Origin of the sequence: Cognatundibacterium jejuense (genome assembly GCF_014284255.1) — a bacterium.
GTDB lineage: Bacteria > Pseudomonadota > Gammaproteobacteria > Burkholderiales > Burkholderiaceae_D > Undibacterium > Undibacterium jejuense.
This window is the reverse complement of sequence record NZ_JACOFV010000003.1, coordinates 62,486-85,293: the sequence shown is the minus strand read 5'-3', so window position 1 is coordinate 85,293 and position 22,808 is coordinate 62,486. Positions and strand designations below refer to the sequence as shown.

The window sequence follows — 22,808 nt, the reverse complement described above, 5'->3', positions numbered from 1 at the left end:
TGGAAGGTTATAATCAACTCAATTTTAAAGGATTAGCTGGCTAATGCGCCCACTCTTTGCACATTTGATGAAGGAAACCGCGATTTGTTCGCCAAACTGGCTGCCGCCCGCGGAAAATTGGGCTCACTTTTTGACGTAACGACGCTTTTTAGCACGTCCAATTGCAGAGATAAGCCATTTAGCCACAGAAAGTTTTGAGGTTAGATATGCTAGATCGTGAAGGCTTTCGCCCTAACGTTGGCATAATTTTGCTTAACGCCAACAATCAGGTCTGGTGGGGAAAGCGTGTGCGCGAGCACTCGTGGCAATTTCCACAAGGCGGGATTAAGTATGGTGAGTCTCCTGAGCAGGCGATGTTTCGTGAATTAGAAGAAGAAACAGGGCTGCTTCCGGAGCATGTCAAAATTATCGGCCGCACCCGTGACTGGCTCCGTTATGAGGTTCCAGATCATTTTATCAAACGTGAAATTCGTGGGCATTATCGCGGGCAAAAACAAATTTGGTTTTTGTTACGTATGATAGGTCGCGATTGCGACGTGAATTTACGTGCCAGTAATCACCCTGAATTTGACGCTTGGCGATGGCACGAGTATTGGGTGCCGTTAGATGTGGTGATTGAATTTAAGCGAGGCGTGTATCAACTTGCCTTGCAAGAATTATCCCGTTACATCAACCGGAATGACAATTCTGGTGGAAATCGCCACCGCCACACACGTCCTCCTGCAAAGCTAGAAAATAAGGCTGGGGAGCCACAAAAAACTGAACAGGAAGAACATAAATAATTTATGCCCAATTCCACATCACCTAGTTCTACAAAGCAATTGATGGGCCGCGCGGTATTGGTCAGCTTGAGTTTATTGGCAGTTTCATCCCTGAGCTTTGCCGGGCAAGCAACACAAACTACGCCACCGGATGATGAGCCAGAAAAAGCCTGGGCAGAAGTAGATCTGCAATTACCCGCCGCTCCCAAACCAGAAAATCTGGTGAATTTTTATAAGAGCGATAGTCAATCATTTGCCATTGATAAACTATCGCTCAGTGTGGCGGGTGATGGGACGATACGTTACACACTAGTCGCAACAAGTAACGCGGGCGCCAAAAATATTAGCTACGAAGCAATACGTTGTGAAACCTATGAACATAAACTATTTGCTTTCGGTCGTAGTGATGGTTCATGGTCGCGCTCCCGACGTAATCAGTGGGACAAAATCTTCAATACTGGTGCAAATAAACAACATCATATTTTATTTACTGAATATTTTTGTGAAGGCACCACGGTTGCTGGAAAAGCGCCGTTTTTATTGAGCCGCCTGCAGGGAAAAGGCTCGCCTTTTATCGGTAAATAAAAAGTTTAATACTTCGGCAATTTGAATAAAGAAAAAGAGGGATGCGCATCAGAGCATCCCTCTTTTTCTTAGGTGCAGAATTTTTACCCAAGGTTTAGAGTCATTGAATCCTTTTTAAACAATGACCATGTTATCTCTATGAATCAATTCTTGCTCTTCTACAAATCCTAGTATCGATTCGATTTCAGAGGATGGCTTACGCTTAATTTTGCGTGCGTCAGCGCTGCTATAGTTGGATAGCCCACGGGCAATAGCAAGTCCAGCTTCATCGACGCACGTAATTAACTCGCCACGGCCGAACTCTCCCAACACGTCCAGCACACCAATCGGTAATAGCGACTTGCCTTCCATGATCAGTTTTTGTACCGCACCAGCATCGAGTTTCACTTTCCCCGTTGTTTGTAAATGATCGGCCATCCATTGTTTGCGGGCAGCAAGTGGTGCCATCTCAGAAATCAACTGAGTACCAATTGCCTCACCACGCGCAAGACGCAGCAAAACATCCTCTTCACGCCCCCACGCTATCACTGTATGTGCGCCGGATTTTGCACCACGCTTAGCTGCCAGAATTTTTGTCAGCATCCCGCCACTGCCTACGCTGGAACCAGCACCACCCGCCATCGCCTCTAGAGCAATATCTCCCGCTTTCGCCTCTTGCACAAATTGTGCATCGGGATTTTTACGTGGATCAGCGGTGTATAAGCCGCGCTGGTCAGTCAAAATAATCAAAGCATCAGCTTCAATCAAATTAGCGACCAATGCTCCGAGCGTGTCGTTATCACCAAACTTAATTTCATCTGTAACAACAGTATCGTTCTCATTGATAATCGGTACGATGCCAAAACGCAAAAGGGTAAATAAAGTCGAACGTGCGTTCAGGTAGCGTTCCCGATCTGCCAGATCAGCATGGGTCAACAAAATTTGCGCAGTGCCAATATCGTGCGCTCTGAAGCTAGTCTCATATATCTGCGCCAAGCCCATCTGGCCAACTGCAGCACATGCCTGCAACTCGTGAATGCCCGTCGGACGCTTATCAAAACCAAGCCGCTGGCGCCCTTCAGCAATGGCACCAGAACTGACTAATACAACTTCTTTGCCCATCGCACGCAAAGCGGCGATTTGCGCAGCCCATTTTTGTATGGCGTGACTATCTAAGCCTTTGCCATCATTGGTGACTAAAGAGGAACCTACTTTAACAATCAGCCGTTTGGCTTGTTGGATGACAGAATGCATAGTAAAGATACGGCCTTGTAAGAACAAGAAAGCTTAAAATTATACTTTATGTTGATAGATGATGAATATTCTAAATTTAATTTAGACATATTAAATTTTTATTCACTAAAATATCGATTTATTATTAAAATTAACACTTTTAACTATTCCGTAAAATCAGACGAAAAAAAACCTGATAGCATTACCATCAGGTTTTTCTTTGAATTAAGTAAAACTTTATTCTTCCCACACTTTAAAACGCGGATCATCTGGATCAATCGACAAGATCCCCTGAGCTTCTTCTTTCATCTGGGTTTCTTGTGAACGTTGTTCTTGCGTGCGCTTTTCTTCAATATCTTTATAGATTGCCATCACCAAGTCTTCGCAACCTTCGCGATTCAGTGCAGAAATCTCAAATACCGGACCTTTCCAGCCGAAGCGTTTGACGAAGTCTTTGACCTTCTTCTTGCGTTCATCTTCGCTCAATACGTCCAGCTTGTTCAAAACCAACCAGCGTGGCTTGTCGTACAAGCTTTCATCGTATTTGCGCAATTCTTTGATGAGTGCTTTCGCATCCTTGACTGGATCAACATTGTCATCAAACGGCGCCAGATCAACGATGTGCAATAACAAGCCAGTACGTTGCAAATGCTTCAAGAACTGTACGCCGAGACCAACACCATCTGCAGCACCTTCGATCAGACCAGGAATATCAGCAATCACAAAGCTTTTTTCGTGACTGACACGAACCATACCCAGATTCGGATGCAAGGTAGTAAATGGATAATCGGCAATTTTGGGGCGTGCATTCGATACAGCTGTGATGAATGTGGATTTACCTGCATTTGGTAAACCTAACAAGCCGACGTCAGCCAATACCTTCAATTCCAGACGCAATTCACGGCGTTCGCCTTCTTTGCCCTCAGTACGTTGGCGCGGCGCACGGTTAGTGGAGGTTTTAAAGTGAATATTACCCCAGCCGCCTTCACCACCTTTAACCAGCTCAACCTGTTGACCATGCTCGGTCAAGTCAGCGATCACTTCGTCGGTGTTGCGGTCAGCAATTAAAGTTCCTACAGGCATGCGCAGGAAGATATCGTCCGCACCTTTGCCGTAGCAGTCAGCACCACGGCCATTTTCGCCGTCTTTCGCTTTGTGCAGTTTGGAATAGCGATAATCAACCAGTGTGTTGATATTACGATCAGCAACAGCCCAGATACTACCGCCGCGACCACCATCACCACCGTCCGGGCCGCCAAATGGGCGGAATTTTTCTCGGCAGAAAGAGGCAACACCATTACCACCGTCGCCGGCGATGACTTCAATTCTGGCTTCGTCAATAAATTTCATTTTTAAGCACCTAAAAAAGCTTGTATAAATCCTTGCTACCCAGATGGGATTCCATTTTAGAATTAAAACAGCAAATGCAAACAGAACCTGAATACCCTATTTTAGTAAGGCAACAGCAAATGCAAAGTTTAATTATGTACGCGTCTGCATACAGAAATGGGAGAACAACCGATTTATACAGGATCTCTCGAAACTAAAAAGGCTCTACCAATGGCAGAGCCTTTTTGTCGTATTGGCTTGCGCCTTGCTTTGAATTACATCAAAACTTAAGCTGCAACAACAATCGCGTATTGATGCTTGTTAGCACCTTTAATTGCGAATTGTACTTTACCGTCGATCAGAGCGAATAAAGTGTGGTCTTTGCCCATACCAACATTTTCACCAGCGTGTACACGTGTACCGCGTTGACGAATGATGATACCGCCAGCATTGATTGCCTGGCCGCCGTAAACTTTAACGCCTAAGCGTTTTGACTCTGAGTCACGGCCGTTGCGCGTGGTGCCGCCGCCTTTTTTGTGTGCCATTTAATAGCTCCTTGGATACTGGTAATTAACAGATAATCAGACGATTAACCGTTGATAGATACGATTTGCAGTTCAGTAAAGTTTTGGCGGTGGCCTTGACGCTTCTGGTAATGCTTACGACGACGCATTTTGAAAATGCGCACTTTGTCGTGACGACCGTGATCTATTACCTTAACCAGCACCGTAGCACCTGCAACCAACGGAGTACCAAATTTAATGGTTTCTCCAGCACCCATAGCGAGTACTTGATCAATGGTGAATTCGGAGCCAATGTCTGCAGGTATCTGTTCTACTTTAAGTTTTTCACCAGCGACAACTTTATATTGTTTGCCGCCGGTTTTTATGACCGCGTACATGTGAAACCTCATCGAATAAATAAAAGGATTTTCTCCCCCACCCAACAAATTTAAACCTTATTGCTTAGGAATTCGGGAAAACCCCAAATTATACATAGACTTATCTGCAGCGTCAAAAACAATTTGCATATTTTTTCAGCACCCCTGATAGGTTGAAAGGAAGATATTCATTAAATATTAATTTAAAGCATCAAAAGTCATGCTTTTCTGTCTTCTTAGACAGAGCAATTTTGATCACAACATCGTATAATCGCGGGGTCTTGGATTAAATAGCAGGATTACCCCTTGTCTGCCACCGTACAACAGAACCCTATTACCGATGCCATTGCCCATGATATGTCGGCGGTTAATCAAGTTATTCGCCAACAACTTCACTCGGACGTCGCGTTAGTCAATCAGATCGCTGAATATATTATTAGCGCCGGCGGCAAGCGCATTCGCCCAGTATTAGTACTGCTGGTGGCCAATGCACATGGTTATGCTGGAAAGCACCATCACGAGTTGGCTGCTATTGTTGAATTTATACACACGGCAACGCTGCTGCATGACGATGTCGTTGATGAATCGTCTTTGCGCCGTGGCCGCGAGACAGCCAATGCCTTATTCGGCAATGCAGCCTCCGTATTGGTCGGTGACTTTCTGTATTCACGCGCATTCCAAATGATGGTGTCGATTAACAGCATGCGCGTTATGCGGATACTGGCTGATGCGACAAACGTCATCGCAGAAGGCGAAGTGCTGCAGTTGCTGAATATGCATGATCCGGACGTCACTGAAGATCGTTATTTACAAGTTATTCGTTCAAAAACAGCAAAGTTATTTGAGGCAGCCGCTGAAATCGGTGCCTTGATCGCGGGTGCCAGCGATGAACACATTAATGCGGCCGCAGAATATGGGCGCTGCTTAGGCACCGCGTTCCAACTGATTGATGACGTCCTCGATTACTCCGGAAATGCTGAAGATATAGGTAAAAATGTCGGCGATGATCTGCGCGAAGGCAAACCAACGCTACCCCTGATTTATCTCATGAAACACGGCACTGATACCGAGAAAGAATTGGTTCGTCTGTGTATTGAACACGGTGATGAATCTCAATTCGATGCTATTTTGGCCGCTATCACCCAATCTGGGGCATTAGATTACACAACAAAACAAGCAGTAATCGCCTCTGAACGGGCTGCCGCTGCGATACGTTCACTACCAGACTCACGATATAAAGAAGCACTACTGGCGCTCAGTCACTTTGCTGTCTACCGGAATCATTGATTTTCTGGAAATGATGTATTGCAATAAGCTGCAATAAGCTGCAATAAGCTGCAATAAGCTGCAATAAGGTTGCTCTTTGTCGTACATCATTAATACAGCAATCCCTCACCTCAAACAATCAGACTTTGCGAGAAATCGCACAAAAAGTGAAAAAAGCAAAAAACAGGAATCAGTTAAATTCTATAATTGACCCTGGTAATGCGACGTAAAGACGACTTTTCTTATTTTTGCTACGCACAGAGGTGTAAAAAAAAGTAGCATGTCTTTACAAATCCCACCATCAGTTGCATTATCGCGAAGCAACGATTGTTTTGGTAACCTTCACTTAAAGTCACTATGTCCGCAGCCCCACCAAATTCTGCAACACCCGTTTTGACCTCAGGACTTGCTCGCGCGTTGATGCAAGGAAGCTTGCTTACCGCCGCCCAGGTCGATACGATCCAAAAAAAAATTCAGGTGGACAAACTACCGTTTATCGATAGCCTACTGCAAAGCAAGTTTGTTAGTGCGCGTGACCTCGCGACTTTTTGCTCGGAAACTTTTGGCTATCCATTGTTAGACCTCTCTGCTATCAATGAAGAGATGTTGCCAGAAAAATTGGTTGATCAAAAGCTGATGCAGCAACAACGTATGGTACCAATTGCCAAAAAAGCTAACAAGCTAACGCTGGCGGTATCAGATCCGACAAACAATTCCGCGATCGATCAAGTTAAATTTCAAACAAATTTAGCGATAGAACTCGTCATGGTTCAGCATGACGCACTGCTCAAGTTATTAGATAAAATTGGAAAGACGTCAGAGCAAAGTTTGAGCGACCTCGCCGGCGATGATTTTGAGTTCGAATTTAAAGAAGATGACTCTGGGCAAGCCGCAGCTGACGCCCAGGCAAACGAGGTTGACGATGCACCTATTGTCAAATTCCTGCAAAAAATGTTGATCGATGCGATCAACATGGGCGCATCCGATTTGCATTTTGAACCATTCGAAAAATTTTATCGAATTCGATTCAGGATCGATGGAGAACTACGTGAGATCGCTCAACCCCCATTGGCAATCAAAGACAAGCTTTCCTCACGCATTAAAGTTATTTCAAAATTAGATATTTCTGAAAAACGTGTCCCACAAGATGGACGCATGAAACTTCTTTTAAGTGCAAATAAATCAATCGATTTCCGCGTTAGCACTTTGCCTACCCTGTTTGGCGAAAAAATTGTCATGCGTATTTTGGATGGATCGCAAGCACAAATGGGGATTGATGCGCTTGGTTACGATCCTGATCAAAAAGAAATTCTGATGAACGCGATCCAACGCCCTTACGGCATGGTGTTGGTAACCGGACCAACGGGCTCAGGTAAAACGGTTTCTTTATATACCTGCTTGAATGTCATCAACAAACCAGGAATCAACATCTCGACTGCGGAAGATCCGGCAGAGATTAACTTGCCAGGCGTGAATCAGGTGAACGTCAATGACAAAGCTGGTTTAACCTTCGCCGCTGCATTGAAGTCGTTTCTGCGTCAGGATCCTGATGTCATCATGGTGGGTGAGATTCGCGACCTTGAAACCGCAGATATTGCGATTAAAGCAGCGCAAACTGGTCACATGGTATTTTCAACTTTACATACTAATGATGCGCCATCAACGTTAACGCGCCTCATGAATATGGGCGTCTTGCCGTTCAATATTGCATCGTCTGTTATTTTGATCACTGCCCAACGTTTGGCAAGAAGACTTTGTACCTGCAAACGACCGACAGAAATCTTGGATGAAGTACTCCTACAGGCAGGCTTTAAAGAAGAAGAACTAGATGGTAGCTGGAAGCCCTACGAACCTGTGGGCTGTGAGCGCTGTAGCGGCAATGGCTATAAAGGCCGGGTTGGTATTTATCAACTAATGCCAATATCAAATGCGATAGAGCGGATTATCCTGGCCAGCGGAAGTGCTATGGAAATTGAAGAACAAGCTCAGCGAGATGGCGTAAGAAATTTGCGCCAATCAGGTCTTATGAAAGTCAAACAAGGACTCACTAGCTTAGAAGAAGTCCTTGGATGTACCAACGAATAATCGGAGAGCAGTCACATGGCAACAAATATCGCCAAGCCAAATAAGCCTATAAAAGAAGTCATTTATGCTTGGGAAGGTAAAGATAAATTTGGTAAAACAGTGACGGGAGAACTGCGTGCTGGTGGCGAAGCTATTGTTAACGCTACCTTACGTCGTCAGGGTATTTTAGTTACCAAACTGAAGAAGAAGAGCTATAGCTCGGGGAAAAAAATTACCGATGCTGACATAACCCTCTTTACTCGCCAATTAGCGACAATGATGAAAGCGGGCGTTCCGTTACTACAATCGTTCGATATTGTAGCGAAGGGTAATGCTAACCCTTCCGTATCCAAATTATTGCAAGACATCCGCGGCGACGTGGAAACCGGTACCAGTCTGAATCAGGCATTTCGTAAGTTTCCATTGTATTTTGACCCTTTATTTTGCAATCTGGTCGGTGCGGGTGAGCAAGCAGGTATTTTAGAGGACTTATTGACGCGACTGGCGATTTATAAAGAAAAAACCTTAGCAATTAAAAAGAAAATTAAATCAGCACTAACCTACCCAGTGTCAATTCTTGCCGTCGCGTTCATCGTTACAGCTGTCATCATGATTTGGGTCGTGCCAGCGTTTAAACAGGTTTTCACCAGCTTTGGTGCGGATCTACCTGCTCCCACACTAATCGTGATGGGAATTTCAGACTTTGTCGTTAGCTATTGGTATTTAATTTTCGGCGGTTTATTTGGAGCTCTTTATTTTTTCTTCCAAACCTGGAAACGTTCGCTGCAAATGCAAAGAACGATGGATAGACTACTCTTACAGACACCTATTTTTGGTGATGTCATCAGAAAAGCGACCATTGCACGTTGGACCAGAACATTAGCCACCATGTTCGCTGCTGGTGTGCCACTGGTTGAATCCTTAGATTCGGTTGGCGGTGCATCCGGCAATGCGGTTTATCTTGACGCCACTATAAAAATACAAACCGAGGTGAGTACCGGTACCAGCCTGACTGTCGCCATGCAAAATACTAATTTGTTCCCAGCAATGGTGACACAAATGGTTGCCATTGGGGAAGAATCGGGGGCATTGGACAGCATGTTAGGCAAAGTCGCTGACTTCTATGAAGAAGAAGTCGATGAAGCTGTTGCCTCACTTTCCAGCCTGATGGAACCGATGATCATGGTGATATTGGGGGTATTAATTGGTGGTCTGGTAGTCGCACTCTACCTGCCTATCTTCAAATTGGGTTCAGTGGTCTGATGCTAGAAGACATTTTTTTTAAGCTACCTGAAAATACATTCAGCACTGTAACGCTGGGGATTTTCGGGTTGCTGATCGGTAGTTTTTTAAACGTCGTTATTTTCAGATTACCGAAGATGATGCAGCGCGAGTCAGATAACTATATTGCGCACGAAACTGGCCAACCACTCCCTCACACCACTGCTTACAATCTGGTGGTTCCGCGTTCTGCCTGTCCACATTGCGGTCACCAGATCAGTGCTATGGAAAATATTCCTGTCATTAGCTACCTCGCAATAGGCGGTAAATGTCGCGGCTGCAAAGCACCTATTTCTATTCGCTATCCAATCGTTGAATTGGTAAGTGGCTTGCTGGCTGCGGCAATGACTTGGCATTTTGGTAGTGGCATCGCTGGTGTGTCAGCAATGATTTTTTGCTTTTTGCTGATCGCAATGACCATGATTGATGCCGATACGCATTTATTGCCAGATGATTTAACATTGTCTCTATTGTGGTTAGGTCTGCTGGTCAACCTGAATGGTACCTTCACCTCATTACCTTCAGCGGTCATCGGCGCCGTAGCGGGCTACCTGAGTTTATGGTCGATTTATTGGGCATTCAAACTCATTACCGGCAAAGAAGGCATGGGTTACGGTGACTTCAAACTTCTTGCAGCCTTGGGTGCGTGGATGGGCTGGAGCATGTTGCCTATCATCATTTTACTTTCATCAGCAGTGGGTGCCGTGATTGGTGTAGCGATGATAGTCCTGACAAAAATGGGAAAAGACACGCCATTACCATTTGGTCCCTACCTGGCTGGCGCCGGGTTAATTGCCCTCATCTGGGGGAAGCAGCTAACGCAACTCTATCTGGGATTTGTTTGATGTCATCAGGTCGTACATCGCCATATGCAATCGGACTGACGGGCGGGATAGGTAGCGGTAAAACCACAATTGCCAACTTATTTCAGGAATATGGGATTAATGTCATCGATACCGATGCAATTGCCCATCAGTTAAGCGCACCAAATGGATTAGCCATACCTGCTATACGACAAGAATTTGGTGATGCGGCGATTGCCCCTAATGGGGCAATGGATAGAACTTGGATGCGCGAGCTAATTTTTTCCGACTCAGGCGCAAAACAAAAGCTAGAACGTATCCTGCACCCTTTAATTCGCCAGGAATGTGAAAAAGCAGCGGCAATGGCAACGAGCACATACGTGATTTTTGTCGTGCCTTTATTGGTTGAATCAGGTAATTGGCGCGAACGTGTGAATCGCATTGCTGTCGTTGATTGTCCGGAACAAACACAGATTTTCCGGGTGATGACACGAAATAACTTAAGTCAGGAGCAGGTTTTGGCTATCATGCGGGCCCAGGTCAACCGTGAACAGAGACTCGCCGCCGCAGATGATATTATTAGGAATGAGGGCGACTTAAGCGCAGCTAAAAAACAAGTGTACGAACTACACCAGCAATGGACGGGTCTAGCGAAAGCCCATTGACTATCGGTGAATGGCTGCTAAAACTAAGAAAAGACAATTCTGCGAAAAAAACTTCACGCGACGTTTGTAATTTTTTACAGTATGGTTCAGAATCACGTGAAGCTAAGAATTGCATAAATTTAAAACAGGGACATTATTTTGATTGTTTACGAATACCCTTTCAATGAGCGTATTCGCACGCTACTGCGATTGGAAGACCTGTACGAAAAATTTATATTTTTCCTGCATCAATCCGATCCGCTGCAACATCATGTTGCGCTCGCAACCATTTTCGAAATGTTGGAAGTGGCAGGCCGTGCTGACCTGAAATCTGATTTATTGCAAGAACTTGAACGCCAGAAACATACACTCATCGGTTTCAAATCCAATCCCAATGTGCAAGCAGAGATGCTCGATAAAGTGTTGGAAGATGTGGATCGCGCCAGTACCTCACTGATCGCTTGCACCGGAAAAACCGGCCAAAACATCCGCGACAATGAATGGTTAATGAGCATTCGTGGTCGTACCATCATCCCGGGCGGTGCCTGTGAATTTGATCTGCCTAGTTATCATGCCTGGCAGAAAAACTCGGCAGAAAAGCGTTTTACCGATATTTCTGCATGGTTCGCTCCAATTGCACCCTTGTTTGATGCTATCAATGTCGTTTTGCGCTTATTGCGTGAATCCGGCACAACCACCAAAGTGATTGCACAGGCTGGCAGCTACCAGCAAATGTTGCAAGGCAAGGTCTACCAATTGTTGCGGGTCAGCGTTGCCCGTGAGTTGGGAGCGATTCCAGAAATTTCTGCCAATAAGTATATGCTGTGGATACGCTATATGTCGCAAGATGGCGATATGAAACCAAAAGCATTTGAAAACGATATCCCGTTCGATCTGACCCTGTGTAACTTCTGATCATCCGAATTTGATCACCGAATTTGATCACCGATTTTGACTACCGAAACACCTGAACATGGCTACCTTTGTAAACTGTCCGACTTGCAACACCAAAGTAGAATGGACGACTGAAAACCGCTTCCGTCCTTTTTGCTCAGAACGTTGCAAGCAAATTGATCTGGGCGCCTGGGCTGAAGAGAAATACACGATTCCAGCCGTCAACTTGCCAGAAGATCCGGAAGCTGAAGATTTGCATTAATACCGCCATTGGCAATCCTTAATGCAAGCTTCAGCCAGAATTCAACGCTTACCCGGAATCCCATACTTACGCAATTTCGTTGCAATCATAGAGTGCGATGTTTGTAATCTAGCCGCTAACTTGCGGCTAGATGGATACTGAGGATAGAGCCGCTCAAGCAAAGATTGCTCAAAGGCGCTCACCGACAACTCCCAATTTTCTGTTGTATCGAGATTGACTTCATCGGCGCTGATACTGCCTTCTGCCCAATCCAGATCAACGGCATCTAACACGCGCTGATCGGACATGGTAATCGCCCTGAATACCACGTTTTGCAATTGCCGCACATTCCCTGGCCAGCGATTCGACACTAAAACAGCACAAGCGGACGAATTGAGGCGACAAATCGGCTTTTGTGATTGCGTGCAAGCACGTTCAATAAAATGCCGCGCTAAGGGCAAAATATCATCTGGACGGTCTCGCAGGGCTGGTACCTCCAGATGCAAAACGTTCAGCCGATAGAACAAATCTTCGCGGAACAAGCCCTCCTGTACCATTTTGCGTAAATTTCTGTGCGTGGCGCTGATGATGCGGACATTGACTTTGACTTCCTTGTCGCCGCCAATACGACGAAACTTTCCATCATTTAAGAAACGTAATAACTTGGCCTGCAAATACAAGGACATTTCACCGATTTCATCGAGAAAAACCGTACCACCGTCAGCCATTTCAAATAAACCGGGTTTGCCGCCGCGTTGCGCGCCGGTAAATGCCCCAGACATATAGCCAAACAATTCGCTCTCCGCCAGACTTTCTGGTAACGCGGCACAATTAAGTTCGAGAAACGGTGCGTTCGCTCTGGAGCTCATACCGTGACAAGACTGCGCCAGCAATTCCTTGCCAGTGCCCGTTTCACCGGTAATTAGTAACGGTGCGTCGACCACCGCAACACGTGCAGCCTTGATTTTCAAAGCACGGATTTGCTCTGACTCACCAATGATTAAGTCAAAACCATTGCCAGCTGAATTTTGGAGCGCGTGTAACCGCCCACCGATACGGGCTGGCGTATGAAAACTCAATACTGCGCCGACAGAGCGACCGCTTGGAGATAGTTCCTGAATCAGTGGCTCAGATACTGGCGTCACTTCCATAAAGAAAGGTTCGCCCTTGAGTGTCACTTCACGGCTAGGTATCCGGAAGCCAGCCTTGATCAATTCATTCTGCGTTTCGGGATCATCCAGCAGCTCACTCAAGCGCATCCCGCCAAGTGCTGTTTCACTTGCCCCCGCAACAGCTGCGGCCGCTGCATTTGCAACCATGACACGACCATTCCCATCGATCGCCAGCACGGGATCTTCCATAGCCGCCATCATGGTATCGAGATGCAATCGGCGCCGTATACCGGGTAGCACGTCGAGAACCTGAATTTCACCTACCCCTTTGACCTGCTGGCAATCGGCTTGCAGGTCGGGCAGCATGTATTCAAGCAATTCAGGGCTGTCGATGTAGATGTTGGGTGGATCCACCTCCACCGCCACGACGTTCAGACCACGTTTGGCCAACACCGCCAGAATTTCGTGAGCAATCCCTACCCTGTCCTTGAACTGAATATTAATGCGCATGAAAGGGCTTTATTGTTGCGTTGAAGATATCAGTACGGCTCAGGAATATAGCCCCGTGGACGCGCATACTGAGTGCGGAACGCTGCCGTAGTGGCCAAGCCGCGCAAGCGGCTCAGATCAAATTGCTCCAATTGTTGAACAACTGCTCGATTGACTGTCATTTTCACTTGCATCATCAATAAATCGACGCTGTGCTGACTGGAACTGCGCAGTGAACTGCTTTCTGTTTCAACGTCATCCGCATCGCCTGGCTTAGCTGCGTCGTTTGCGCTTTCTGCGTTTTTCTTCGCTGCTTTGGCTTGCGCACGCTCTTCAGCATCGGCAAAGCAACGATACACATCAGCCAAAGTGATGATGCCATTGCAGTCACGGCAATGCCATGCATCTTTATCTTTGGCGTCACGACCAACCAGACCATCCTTGCTCAGTGTCGACAGTATTGAACGGATTACACGCGGGGTTTTGCCCGTTGCAGATGCCAGACTATCGACCGTCGTTGCACGTGGCATCACCATCATAGTTTGGGCCAACAACTCGATGGCAGTATAAAAACGGGCGTTCAGACTTGCATCTGCGAACACCTGCGTTGATGAAAGCAATTGTTCAAACTGGGTCATGCCTACTCCTTGGGGACAAAAACTGGTCGATTGATACTGCCATATCGATCCATAAATAAACCTTCGGTTGAAATTGCCGGACGCTTGCCTGAAACAAGATCCGCAATGAACTGACCTGAACCACAAGCCATGGTCCAACCTAAGGTGCCATGACCGGTATTCAGGAATAAATTACGATAGGGTGTAGGGCCAACGACTGGCGTGCCGTCCGGCGTCATAGGACGCAGTCCAGTCCAGAATTCGGCCTTACTCACATCGCCACCACCCGGGAATAAATCAGTAACTGAGAATTCCAGTGTGTCGCGACGATCTTTGCGCAAATCCAGGTTGTAACCTGTGATTTCTGCGGTGCCGCCGACGCGAATGCGGTCACCTAGACGTGTGATTGCCACTTTGTAAGTTTCATCCATCACGGTTGATTCCGGTGCTCGTTGGGCATCGGTAATCGGTACAGTAATTGAGTATCCCTTAATCGGATAGACTGGGATCTTGATACCAAGTTCACGTAACATGATAGGCGAGTAGCTGCCTAAGGCAAGTACGTAGGTATCGGCCTTCATTTCACCTTCAGACGTTATGACGGAGGTAATTTTGTCACCTTCGTGCACCAGTCTTTGAATGCTGACGCCGTATTTAAATTTCACTCCCAAACCTTCCGCCAGTTTGGCGAGGTTTTGTGTAAATTTAAAACAGTCGCCTGTTTCATCACCTGGCAAGCGTAAAGCGCCAACGAATTTGTCCTGAACGTTCTTTAATGCTGGCTCTACTTTTAAACAGCCAGCTTTGTCCAAAGTCTCATACGGAACATCGTAACGTTTCAGAATATCGATATCCGCTTGTGCGCCATCCAATTGCGCCTGATTACGGAATAACTGCAGCGTCCCTTGGGTGCGTTCATCATAAGAAATACCCGTGTCAGCACGTAATTGCTGCAAAACGTCGCGGCTATATTCGGCCATACGCAACATGCGACCTTTATTGGTCTCATAACGTGCTGTGGTGCAGTTCATCAGCATCTGAGTGACCCAGCGCCAGGTATTTAAGTCAAATGTAGGACGAATTGCCAATGGGCTGTGTTTCATCATCAGCCATTTAACTGCTTTCATAGGCACACCAGGGCCTGCCCATGGTGCCGAGTAACCAGGTGATACTTCACCGGCATTACCGTAACTGGTTTCTAACGCTGCGCCTGGTTGACGCTCAATGACGGTGACTTCGTGACCTGCTTTTGCCAGAAAATAGGCTGATGCTGTACCGATAACGCCTGCGCCGAGAATGATGACTTTCATGTTGTTGCTCCTGATATGCTGTTTTCGTTAATGCTGATGATTGAATTGGGATGAATTTTTTAGCGTAAGACTAGTTATCTGACTTATGGTCTGAATATACGCGGTGATAACGCGCTCCCAGACTCGTCAAAATTTCGTAACCAATGGTGTTCGCTTTTGCTGCGACCTGATCCACTGTGTTCGTTGCCGAAATCAAATCTACTAATGTTCCTGGTTGTAAATACTCCGGAGCGATGTGAGTCACATCCAGCGTAATCGTATCCATAGAAACATTTCCCACCATAGGCGCTGCAATTCCTGCAATATGCGCCACCCCACGGTTACTCAAACTACGTAACCAACCATCAGCATAGCCAACAGCTATCGTCGCAATGCGACTTGTTTCCTTACTACGCCACGTAGAGCCATAGCCCACACCCGTTCCCGCCGGAATTTCACGCGTCTGGATAATGCGCCCCTGCAAATGCGCTACTGCACGTAAAGGATTTTCCTGACCCGCAACCGGTGCTACACCATACAAAGCCGCACCAGGACGAGCCAGATCAAAATGAAACTCGCTGCCTAAAAACACACCAGAAGAATTCGCCAGAGTGGCTTTACTGCGAGGGAATAAGGCGCGAAGTTCATTAAATTTTTCCAACTGCTGACGATTCATAGGATTTGCCTGATCTTCAGCACTAGCCAAATGACTCATCACATACCGCACATCAATGCTGCGCAATAAATCTGGATCATCACGTAATACTTCAACTTCTTTCGCAGACAGCCCCATGCGCGCCATACCTGTGTCAACTTGCACGATGGCTGGCAAAAATTGTTGCCGTTCTCGCGCGAGTACAGCCCAATCCTGAATTTGCTGGATGCTATTCAACACTGGCATACACCCATGTTGAACAAATTCTGCTTCACAACCCACTGGCGAGCCGTGCATGACGATCAAATCCGCATCAGCGGGCAATCCAGGACGCAAAGCGATCGCTTCTTCCAGATGAGCGACAAAGAAATGTCGGCATCCTTCTTCGTATAACACCCGTGCTACTTGCTCGGCTCCCAAGCCATAGGCGTCCGCCTTCACCGCTGCGCCGCATTGAGCCAAGCCCAGGCGACCACGGAGTAGTCGGTAGTTATATCGAACTGCCTGCAAATCGATACGCAGTACAGCTCCGGTTCTTTCTGCTATTTGTTGCATAGTTTTTAGCACTCCATCGCTACAGAGAAAAGTTTGCTTTACCCTAGCAATGCTCATGCCATTAATTTTTATCAAACAAATTCAATGACTTACAAAATAATACTGAAATTCCGAAGGCAGAGTGTATGCAATTCAATACAGGCCTTTTGATTGCACAGCCAATAATTACCGAGCGTCCCCTCTACAGCGTATCAAAAATTGAACAGTGTACACAAAACAATACACTGTATTATTTTCAATACACATTATAATCAAAACGAATAAGGATAGTCGCAGCCAGAAAAGCATCCGGCAATAAGTAGAAGTACGGAGTGAGTTGCAATAAAAAGACAGATAAAACCTGACTTGACAGCATGGAAAGATCCATCAAGTGGTATCTTAAGTGCGTGAAACCTCAGGAGGTATCACGCTGGTATGAATAATTCGAACAACAGTGCTAAGTTGCTGAATTTATTTAGCTGAATTTAAATGACTGAATTATTGGCGTCGGTTTGCAATATATCCAGCCATTCGAGCAGAGGTATTGTCGCAGGCAGCAGTGGCTCTACACCCACCTCACCTTGCCACGCAAATGCCTGACCTTCGAGACTTTGCGGTTCACCGTCCCATTCGCGACTGATGTAGAAGTGCAAGCGTACGTGAGCATGTGGATATACATGCTCTACACCGCACCAAGGCTCAGCACTCAGTATCCGTATGCCAAGCTCCTCGACGAATTCACGTTTTAATGCATCCAGTATCGGCTCGCCCGCTTCGACTTTACCGCCGGGAAATTCCCAATACCCTTCATAGGGTTTACCGGTGGGACGCTGCCCCAATAAGACATCACCGTTTGGCTTCATCAAGATGCCGACAGCAACATCCACTGGCTTGATATTTTTTGACGCGACTTCAAACATGGTCTTTATCCATTAATTTACCTGCATAATCACGTGCAAACTGCCATGCCACGCGACCAGAGCGCGAACCTCGCTGCAATGCCCAACGCAAAGCATCAGCACGAGCAGAGCTAATCTGATCTTCGGTGCAAGAGAAACTGCGCAACCAGTGCGCAACGATATCAAGATAGTCGTCTTGTTTGAACGGGTAAAACGATACCCATAATCCAAATCGTTCAGACAAAGAAATTTTTTCTTCTACCGTCTCGCCAGGATGTAAGTCGCCATCATCGGCATGGTGGTAGCTGGCATTGTCCGACATTTTTTCTGGCATCAGATGACGACGGTTCGACGTCGCGTAAATCAGCACATTGTCGGATTGCGCAGCAATACTGCCATCGAGTGCAACTTTGAGCGCCTTATAACCCGCCTCACCTTCCTCGAAAGAAAGATCATCGCAAAAAATGATGAAGCGTTCAGGACGCTCAGCGATTAAATCGACAATATCTGGCAAATCTGCCAGATCAGCTTTATCAACTTCGATTAAGCGCAACCCCTGGTGAGCAAATTGATTAAGACAGGCTTTGATCAAAGACGATTTTCCGGTACCGCGCGCACCAGTCAGCAGCACGTTATTGGCTGGTTTGCCGTGCACGAATTGCAGCGTGTTTTGCGCTATCAACTGCTTTTGCTGGCTGATATTGTGTAAATCATCCAAACCGATCACACAAGCGTGACGCACTATCTGCAAATAACCTTGTCCACCACGTTTGCGCCAGCGAAAAGCATGACCCAATTGCCAGTCAGGTACGGCAACAGTTCCAGGCAATAGTGCCTCAAGACGACTTAGCACATGCTCGGCACGTGCTAAAAACTGATCAAGCTGGGTCATCGTGGATTTGATTAAGAGCGGTAATCAGCATTAATCGTCACGTAGTCATGCGACAAATCGCAAGTCCAGACTGTCGTCTCGACATCACCACGACCGAGCTTAACGCGAATCGTGATTTCGCTTTGCTTCATCACGCGTTGACCATCTTCTTCACGGTATTCTGGATTGCGGCCGCCATTTTTAGCAACCAATACATCATCCAGATATAGGTCTAACTTGCTGACATCAAGATCATTAACACCAGCATAACCAATCGCTGCCAAAATACGTCCCAGATTTGGATCGGAGGCAAAGAAAGCCGTTTTTACCAATGGGGAATGGGCAATTGAATAGGCAATCTTTCGGCATTCGTCCAGATCACGACCCTGTTCAACAGCGATAGAAATAAACTTGGTGGCACCTTCACCATCACGGATAATCATGTGCGCCAATTTTTGTGACAAATCGATCACCGCTTTCGCCAGAATCGCATATTCTGGTGTGTCAATATCATTGACTTCAAGACTGCCAACACCAGTCGCGATCAGAATGAACGAGTCATTTGTCGACGTATCGCCGTCAATCGTAATGCAGTTGAATGACTTATCTGCTGCTTGTTTAATCAGATGATCGAGAACTGGTTGCGCAACTTTGGCATCCATTGCCAGGTAACCTAACATGGTCGCCATGTTAGGTTTGATCATACCCGCACCTTTACTGATACCAGTCATTGTGACGGTGTGGCTACCAACTTGCACGGTCGCAGAGGCGGCTTTTGGCTGGGTATCCGTGGTCATAATTGACTCAGCAGCCAGGAACCAGTTGTCTTCTTTCAAATTAGTGATAGCTTGCGGCAAACCAGCAATGAGGCGATCAACTGGCAATGGTTCAAGAATCACACCCGTTGAAAACGGCAGAATTTGCGCCGCTTCACAACCGAGTAAATCAGCCAGCGCACTACAAGTTTTATTCGCTGCAGCCAAGCCTGCATCACCCGTGCCAGCATTCGCGTTACCGGTATTGACTACCAGGGCCCGAATTGGACCTGAACTCATGTGCAAGCCTTCCAGATGTGCTTTACAAACTTGCACCGGCGCAGCACAAAAACGATTGGTGGTAAAAACGCCGGAAACAGTTGCCGTAGGAGCTAACTCCATGACCAATACATCTTTACGATTGGCTTTACGAATACCCGCCTCTGCATGTCCAAGACGAATACCCGCTACTGGTTTTAAATCAGCAGCGACAGGGAGTGGAGAGTTGACGGCCATAGTAGTTTCCTTGCGTTGAAATCAAGCCGTCATTGTAGGACATTTTTGTTGCAGATCGATTACCCTTTAAATGAATTTTATTGATGCAATCAGAGATGATATTTATTAAGGGTAACAAAGTTGACCAAAACCGTGAATCAATCAAAATAAATAGAGAGCAAAACCGCGCGGGTTGCACCTTCCCTGCAGATAAACAAAAAAAGGGTGAATTTCTTCACCCTTTTTTGACGACCACTCCAGCAATGCTCAGGCTAATTTGCCATGACACTGTTTGAATTTTTTACCACTACCGCATGGGCATGGGTCATTGCGACCGACTTTCAATGCGTAGCTTAATTCTGGTTGATCATCAGCAGCAAATGCCGCTGGTGCCATGATTTCTTCTGGCGATGCGCTAGCATCAAAATCAGCGTGTTGGAAATGGACATTCTCTACTTGTGGTAATGCCATTTGCTCTTCAACCGCCTCGATCTCTTCACGGGATTGAATACGGACGGTCACCACCGTACGCACCACGTCGTTTTTAATCATGTCCAACATTTGCGCAAATAATTCAAACGCTTCGCGTTTGTATTCTTGCTTGGGATTTTTCTGTGCATAACCGCGCAAATGGATACCTTGACGTAAATGATCCAGTGCCGCCAAATGTTCGCGCCAGTGCGTATCAATACTTTGCAACATGACGCTGCGTTCAAAGCCAGCAAAGGACTCTTTGCCAACAATGGCCACTTTCGCGTCATACGCCTGATTCACGGCCTGATGTACGCGATCCAGAATATCTTCACCAGTCAAGCTTGGCTCAGACGCCGCCATTTTGACCAATAGCAGATCAATTGCCCATTCAGCAGACAATACTGCTTCCAGACCTGGTAAATCCCATTGCTCTTCCACTGATTCCAATGGCACATGCGCATGAACGATGTCAGCAAACATTCCGTGACGCAATGAAGACATCAGTTCTGTCATGTCATGTGCTTCCAGCAATTCATTACGCTGTTGGTAAATCACTTTGCGCTGATCATTGGCAACGTCATCGTATTCCAGCAATTGCTTACGAATATCAAAGTTACGCGCTTCAACTTTACGTTGCGCCGATTCGATAGAACGTGAAACGATGCCCGCTTCGATTGGTTCGCCTTCTGGCATTTTCAATCTGTCCATGATCGCGCGTACGCGATCACCGGCAAAAATACGCAACAACTGGTCATCCAAAGACAAATAGAAACGGCTGGAACCTGGATCACCCTGGCGACCAGAACGACCGCGCAACTGGTTATCTACGCGGCGAGATTCATGGCGCTCAGTACCAATAATATGCAAGCCACCTGCTTTCACAACGTGTTCGTGGAGCGAATTCCATTCGTCCCGCAATTTTTGCGATTGTGCGGCTTTATCAACTTCAGTTAAAGCATCATTTGCTTCAATTAGTTGTACTTGCTTAGCAACATTACCACCCAACACAATATCGGTACCGCGACCAGCCATGTTGGTCGCAATCGTAATTGCTTGCGGACGACCTGCCTGTGCAATGATTTCCGCTTCGCGTGCGTGCTGCTTCGCATTTAATACATTGTGTGGCAATTTTGCTTTGGTCAGAATGCCAGACAATAATTCAGAATTTTCGATCGAAGTCGTACCAACCAATACTGGCTGACCACGTTCGTAGCAATCCTGAATGTCTTTGAGCATCGCGCCATATTTTTCTTCGGCGGATTTGTAGACCTGATCCTGACGGTCTTTACGTTGTGAAGGACGATTTGGCGGAATGACCACAGTTTCGAGACCGTAGATTTCCTGGAATTCGTAGGCTTCTGTATCCGCCGTACCTGTCATGCCCGACAAGCGGGTGTACATACGGAAGTAATTCTGGAAAGTAATCGATGCCAGGGTTTGATTCTCGTTTTGAATCCGCACGCCTTCTTTGGCTTCTACCGCCTGATGCAAGCCATCAGACCAGCGGCGACCAGTCATCATACGACCAGTAAATTCATCAACGATGACGATTTCATCGTTCAACACCACATAGTGTTGATCTTTGAAATACAAAGCATGCGCACGCAAAGCGGCATACAAATGATGGATCAACGTGATATGCGCTGCATCGTACAGAGACGCGCCTTCAGGCAACAGACCCATTTGCGTCAGAATTTTTTCTGCCTTATCGTGACCGGCTTCGGTCAGCAATACCTGATGCGCTTTTTCATCCTTGGTGTAGTCACCAGGAACTTCAATCTTGCCTGAGCCATCGGGCGTTTCTTCACCGATTTGCAAGGTCAGCATCTTAGGTACTTCGTTGATTTTGTAATACAACTCAGTGTGATTTTCAGCCTGGCCAGAAATGATCAACGGCGTACGCGCTTCATCGATCAGAATCGAGTCAACTTCATCGACGACGGCAAAGTTCAGGCCACGTTGCACGCGGTCTTTGGCTTCAAATACCATGTTATCGCGCAGGTAGTCGAAACCGAATTCGTTATTGGTACCGTAAGTAATGTCCGAACCGTAAGCCACTTGTTTGGCATCATGGTCTAGTTGCGACAAGTTGATACCTGTGCTTAGACCCAACCAGCTATACAACTGCCCCATCCATTCAGCGTCACGTTGTGCGAGGTAATCATTGACGGTCACCACGTGCACACCTTTACCTGACAAAGCGTTCAGATAAATTGGCAGTGTACCCATCAGGGTTTTACCTTCACCGGTGCCCATTTCAGCAATTTTGCCATAATGCAAAACCATACCGCCGATCATTTGCACGTCGAAGTGGCGCATTTTCAGAACACGCTTACTCGCTTCGCGACATACGGCAAAGGCTTCTACCAAAATGCTATCGAGCGTTGCTCCTTCTGCCACACGTGCTTTAAATTCAGCAGTCTTGGCTTGCAAAGCCTCGTCCGACAAAGTTTCCAGCTGGGGTTCCAATGCGTTGATCTCACGCACCGTCTTTTGGTATTGCTTCAAAAGCCGTTGATTACGGCTGCCGAATATCTTGGTCAGGAATGACATGCTATGAACGGAAAGTTAAATTCTGAAAAACGCCGCGACAAAAAATTGCTTGCACAGCAACAATATAGGATAACTCACGATTTTACCATGCTGCAAGGGCTTCAC

At 46.5% G+C, this 22,808-nt stretch carries 21 protein-coding genes; 9 read left to right on the top strand and 12 right to left on the bottom strand.

Features of this window, described 5'->3' with window-relative positions; translation table 11 throughout:
• Positions 1-206: 206 nt before the first annotated feature.
• Complete coding sequence (locus H8K32_RS04695) at positions 207-782, top strand: RNA pyrophosphohydrolase (protein ID WP_186911323.1); 576 nt, start codon at positions 207-209, stop codon at positions 780-782.
• A gap of 3 nt (positions 783-785) precedes the next feature.
• Positions 786-1,346: a CNP1-like family protein gene (locus H8K32_RS04690; RefSeq protein ID WP_186911322.1), complete on the top strand. Its 561-nt coding sequence runs from the start codon at positions 786-788 to the stop codon at positions 1,344-1,346.
• 114 nt (positions 1,347-1,460) lie between these two features.
• Here the strand turns inward: H8K32_RS04690 and proB are convergent, their stop codons facing one another.
• From proB to rplU, 4 genes are all read right to left on the bottom strand, one after another.
• Positions 1,461-2,579 carry a glutamate 5-kinase gene (gene proB, locus H8K32_RS04685; protein WP_186911321.1) on the bottom strand — a complete coding sequence of 373 codons (1,119 nt, stop codon included), beginning with the start codon at positions 2,577-2,579 and terminating at the stop codon, positions 1,461-1,463.
• A 216-nt stretch (positions 2,580-2,795) separates the two neighbouring features.
• Positions 2,796-3,908, bottom strand: a complete 1,113-nt coding sequence (gene obgE, locus H8K32_RS04680; protein WP_186911320.1) for a GTPase ObgE — start codon at positions 3,906-3,908, stop codon at positions 2,796-2,798.
• 266 nt (positions 3,909-4,174) lie between these two features.
• Entirely contained in the window at positions 4,175-4,432 is a 258-nt protein-coding gene (gene rpmA / locus H8K32_RS04675; RefSeq protein ID WP_186911319.1) for a 50S ribosomal protein L27, read from the bottom strand.
• 44 nt (positions 4,433-4,476) lie between these two features.
• Positions 4,477-4,788 (bottom strand): 50S ribosomal protein L21, encoded by a 312-nt coding sequence (gene rplU / locus H8K32_RS04670; RefSeq protein WP_186911318.1) that lies wholly within the window; start codon positions 4,786-4,788, stop codon positions 4,477-4,479.
• Between the two features lie 285 nt (positions 4,789-5,073).
• Here rplU and ispB point away from each other — a divergent pair, with 285 nt between their 5' ends.
• From ispB to H8K32_RS04635, 7 genes are all read left to right on the top strand, one after another.
• Positions 5,074-6,054, top strand: a complete 981-nt coding sequence (gene ispB, locus H8K32_RS04665; protein ID WP_281388386.1) for an octaprenyl diphosphate synthase — start codon at positions 5,074-5,076, stop codon at positions 6,052-6,054.
• Between the two features lie 336 nt (positions 6,055-6,390).
• Entirely contained in the window at positions 6,391-8,118 is a 1,728-nt protein-coding gene (gene pilB / locus H8K32_RS04660; RefSeq protein ID WP_186911317.1) for a type IV-A pilus assembly ATPase PilB, read from the top strand.
• 15 nt (positions 8,119-8,133) lie between these two features.
• Positions 8,134-9,360 carry a type II secretion system F family protein gene (locus H8K32_RS04655; protein ID WP_186911316.1) on the top strand — a complete coding sequence of 409 codons (1,227 nt, stop codon included), beginning with the start codon at positions 8,134-8,136 and terminating at the stop codon, positions 9,358-9,360.
• Positions 9,360-10,223 (top strand): prepilin peptidase, encoded by an 864-nt coding sequence (locus H8K32_RS04650; protein WP_186911315.1) that lies wholly within the window; start codon positions 9,360-9,362, stop codon positions 10,221-10,223. Before H8K32_RS04655 ends, H8K32_RS04650 begins: the two co-directional genes overlap by 1 nt.
• Complete coding sequence (gene coaE, locus H8K32_RS04645; RefSeq protein ID WP_186911314.1) at positions 10,223-10,846, top strand: dephospho-CoA kinase; 624 nt, start codon at positions 10,223-10,225, stop codon at positions 10,844-10,846. Before H8K32_RS04650 ends, coaE begins: the two co-directional genes overlap by 1 nt.
• 138 nt (positions 10,847-10,984) lie before the next feature.
• Positions 10,985-11,740: a cell division protein ZapD gene (zapD, locus tag H8K32_RS04640; RefSeq protein WP_186911313.1), complete on the top strand. Its 756-nt coding sequence runs from the start codon at positions 10,985-10,987 to the stop codon at positions 11,738-11,740.
• A 58-nt stretch (positions 11,741-11,798) separates the two neighbouring features.
• Complete coding sequence (locus H8K32_RS04635) at positions 11,799-11,981, top strand: DNA gyrase inhibitor YacG (protein ID WP_186911312.1); 183 nt, start codon at positions 11,799-11,801, stop codon at positions 11,979-11,981.
• Between the two features lie 41 nt (positions 11,982-12,022).
• On the opposite strand, the gene H8K32_RS04630 is transcribed toward H8K32_RS04635, so the two are convergent.
• The 8 genes from H8K32_RS04630 to secA form a co-directional block, all read right to left on the bottom strand.
• Positions 12,023-13,582, bottom strand: a complete 1,560-nt coding sequence (locus H8K32_RS04630; RefSeq protein WP_186911311.1) for a sigma-54-dependent transcriptional regulator — start codon at positions 13,580-13,582, stop codon at positions 12,023-12,025.
• Positions 13,583-13,611: 29 nt separating this feature from the next.
• Positions 13,612-14,199: a hypothetical protein gene (locus tag H8K32_RS04625; protein ID WP_186911310.1), complete on the bottom strand. Its 588-nt coding sequence runs from the start codon at positions 14,197-14,199 to the stop codon at positions 13,612-13,614.
• 2 nt (positions 14,200-14,201) lie between these two features.
• Complete coding sequence (locus tag H8K32_RS04620; protein WP_186911309.1) at positions 14,202-15,488, bottom strand: D-amino acid dehydrogenase; 1,287 nt, start codon at positions 15,486-15,488, stop codon at positions 14,202-14,204.
• Between the two features lie 70 nt (positions 15,489-15,558).
• A complete protein-coding gene (alr, locus tag H8K32_RS04615; RefSeq protein WP_186911308.1) occupies positions 15,559-16,677 on the bottom strand; it encodes an alanine racemase in 1,119 nt (372 codons plus the stop codon).
• Between the two features lie 464 nt (positions 16,678-17,141).
• Positions 17,142-17,576, bottom strand: a complete 435-nt coding sequence (locus tag H8K32_RS04610; RefSeq protein WP_186911307.1) for an NUDIX domain-containing protein — start codon at positions 17,574-17,576, stop codon at positions 17,142-17,144.
• A complete protein-coding gene (locus tag H8K32_RS04605) occupies positions 17,569-18,447 on the bottom strand; it encodes an ATP-binding protein (protein WP_186911306.1) in 879 nt (292 codons plus the stop codon). Before H8K32_RS04605 ends, H8K32_RS04610 begins: the two co-directional genes overlap by 8 nt.
• Positions 18,448-18,458: 11 nt before the next feature.
• Complete coding sequence (argJ, locus tag H8K32_RS04600) at positions 18,459-19,697, bottom strand: bifunctional glutamate N-acetyltransferase/amino-acid acetyltransferase ArgJ (protein ID WP_186911305.1); 1,239 nt, start codon at positions 19,695-19,697, stop codon at positions 18,459-18,461.
• 246 nt (positions 19,698-19,943) lie between these two features.
• On the bottom strand, positions 19,944-22,703 hold the full coding sequence (gene secA / locus H8K32_RS04595; RefSeq protein WP_186911304.1) for a preprotein translocase subunit SecA: 2,760 nt from the start codon (positions 22,701-22,703) through the stop codon (positions 19,944-19,946).
• Positions 22,704-22,808 lie beyond the last annotated feature (105 nt).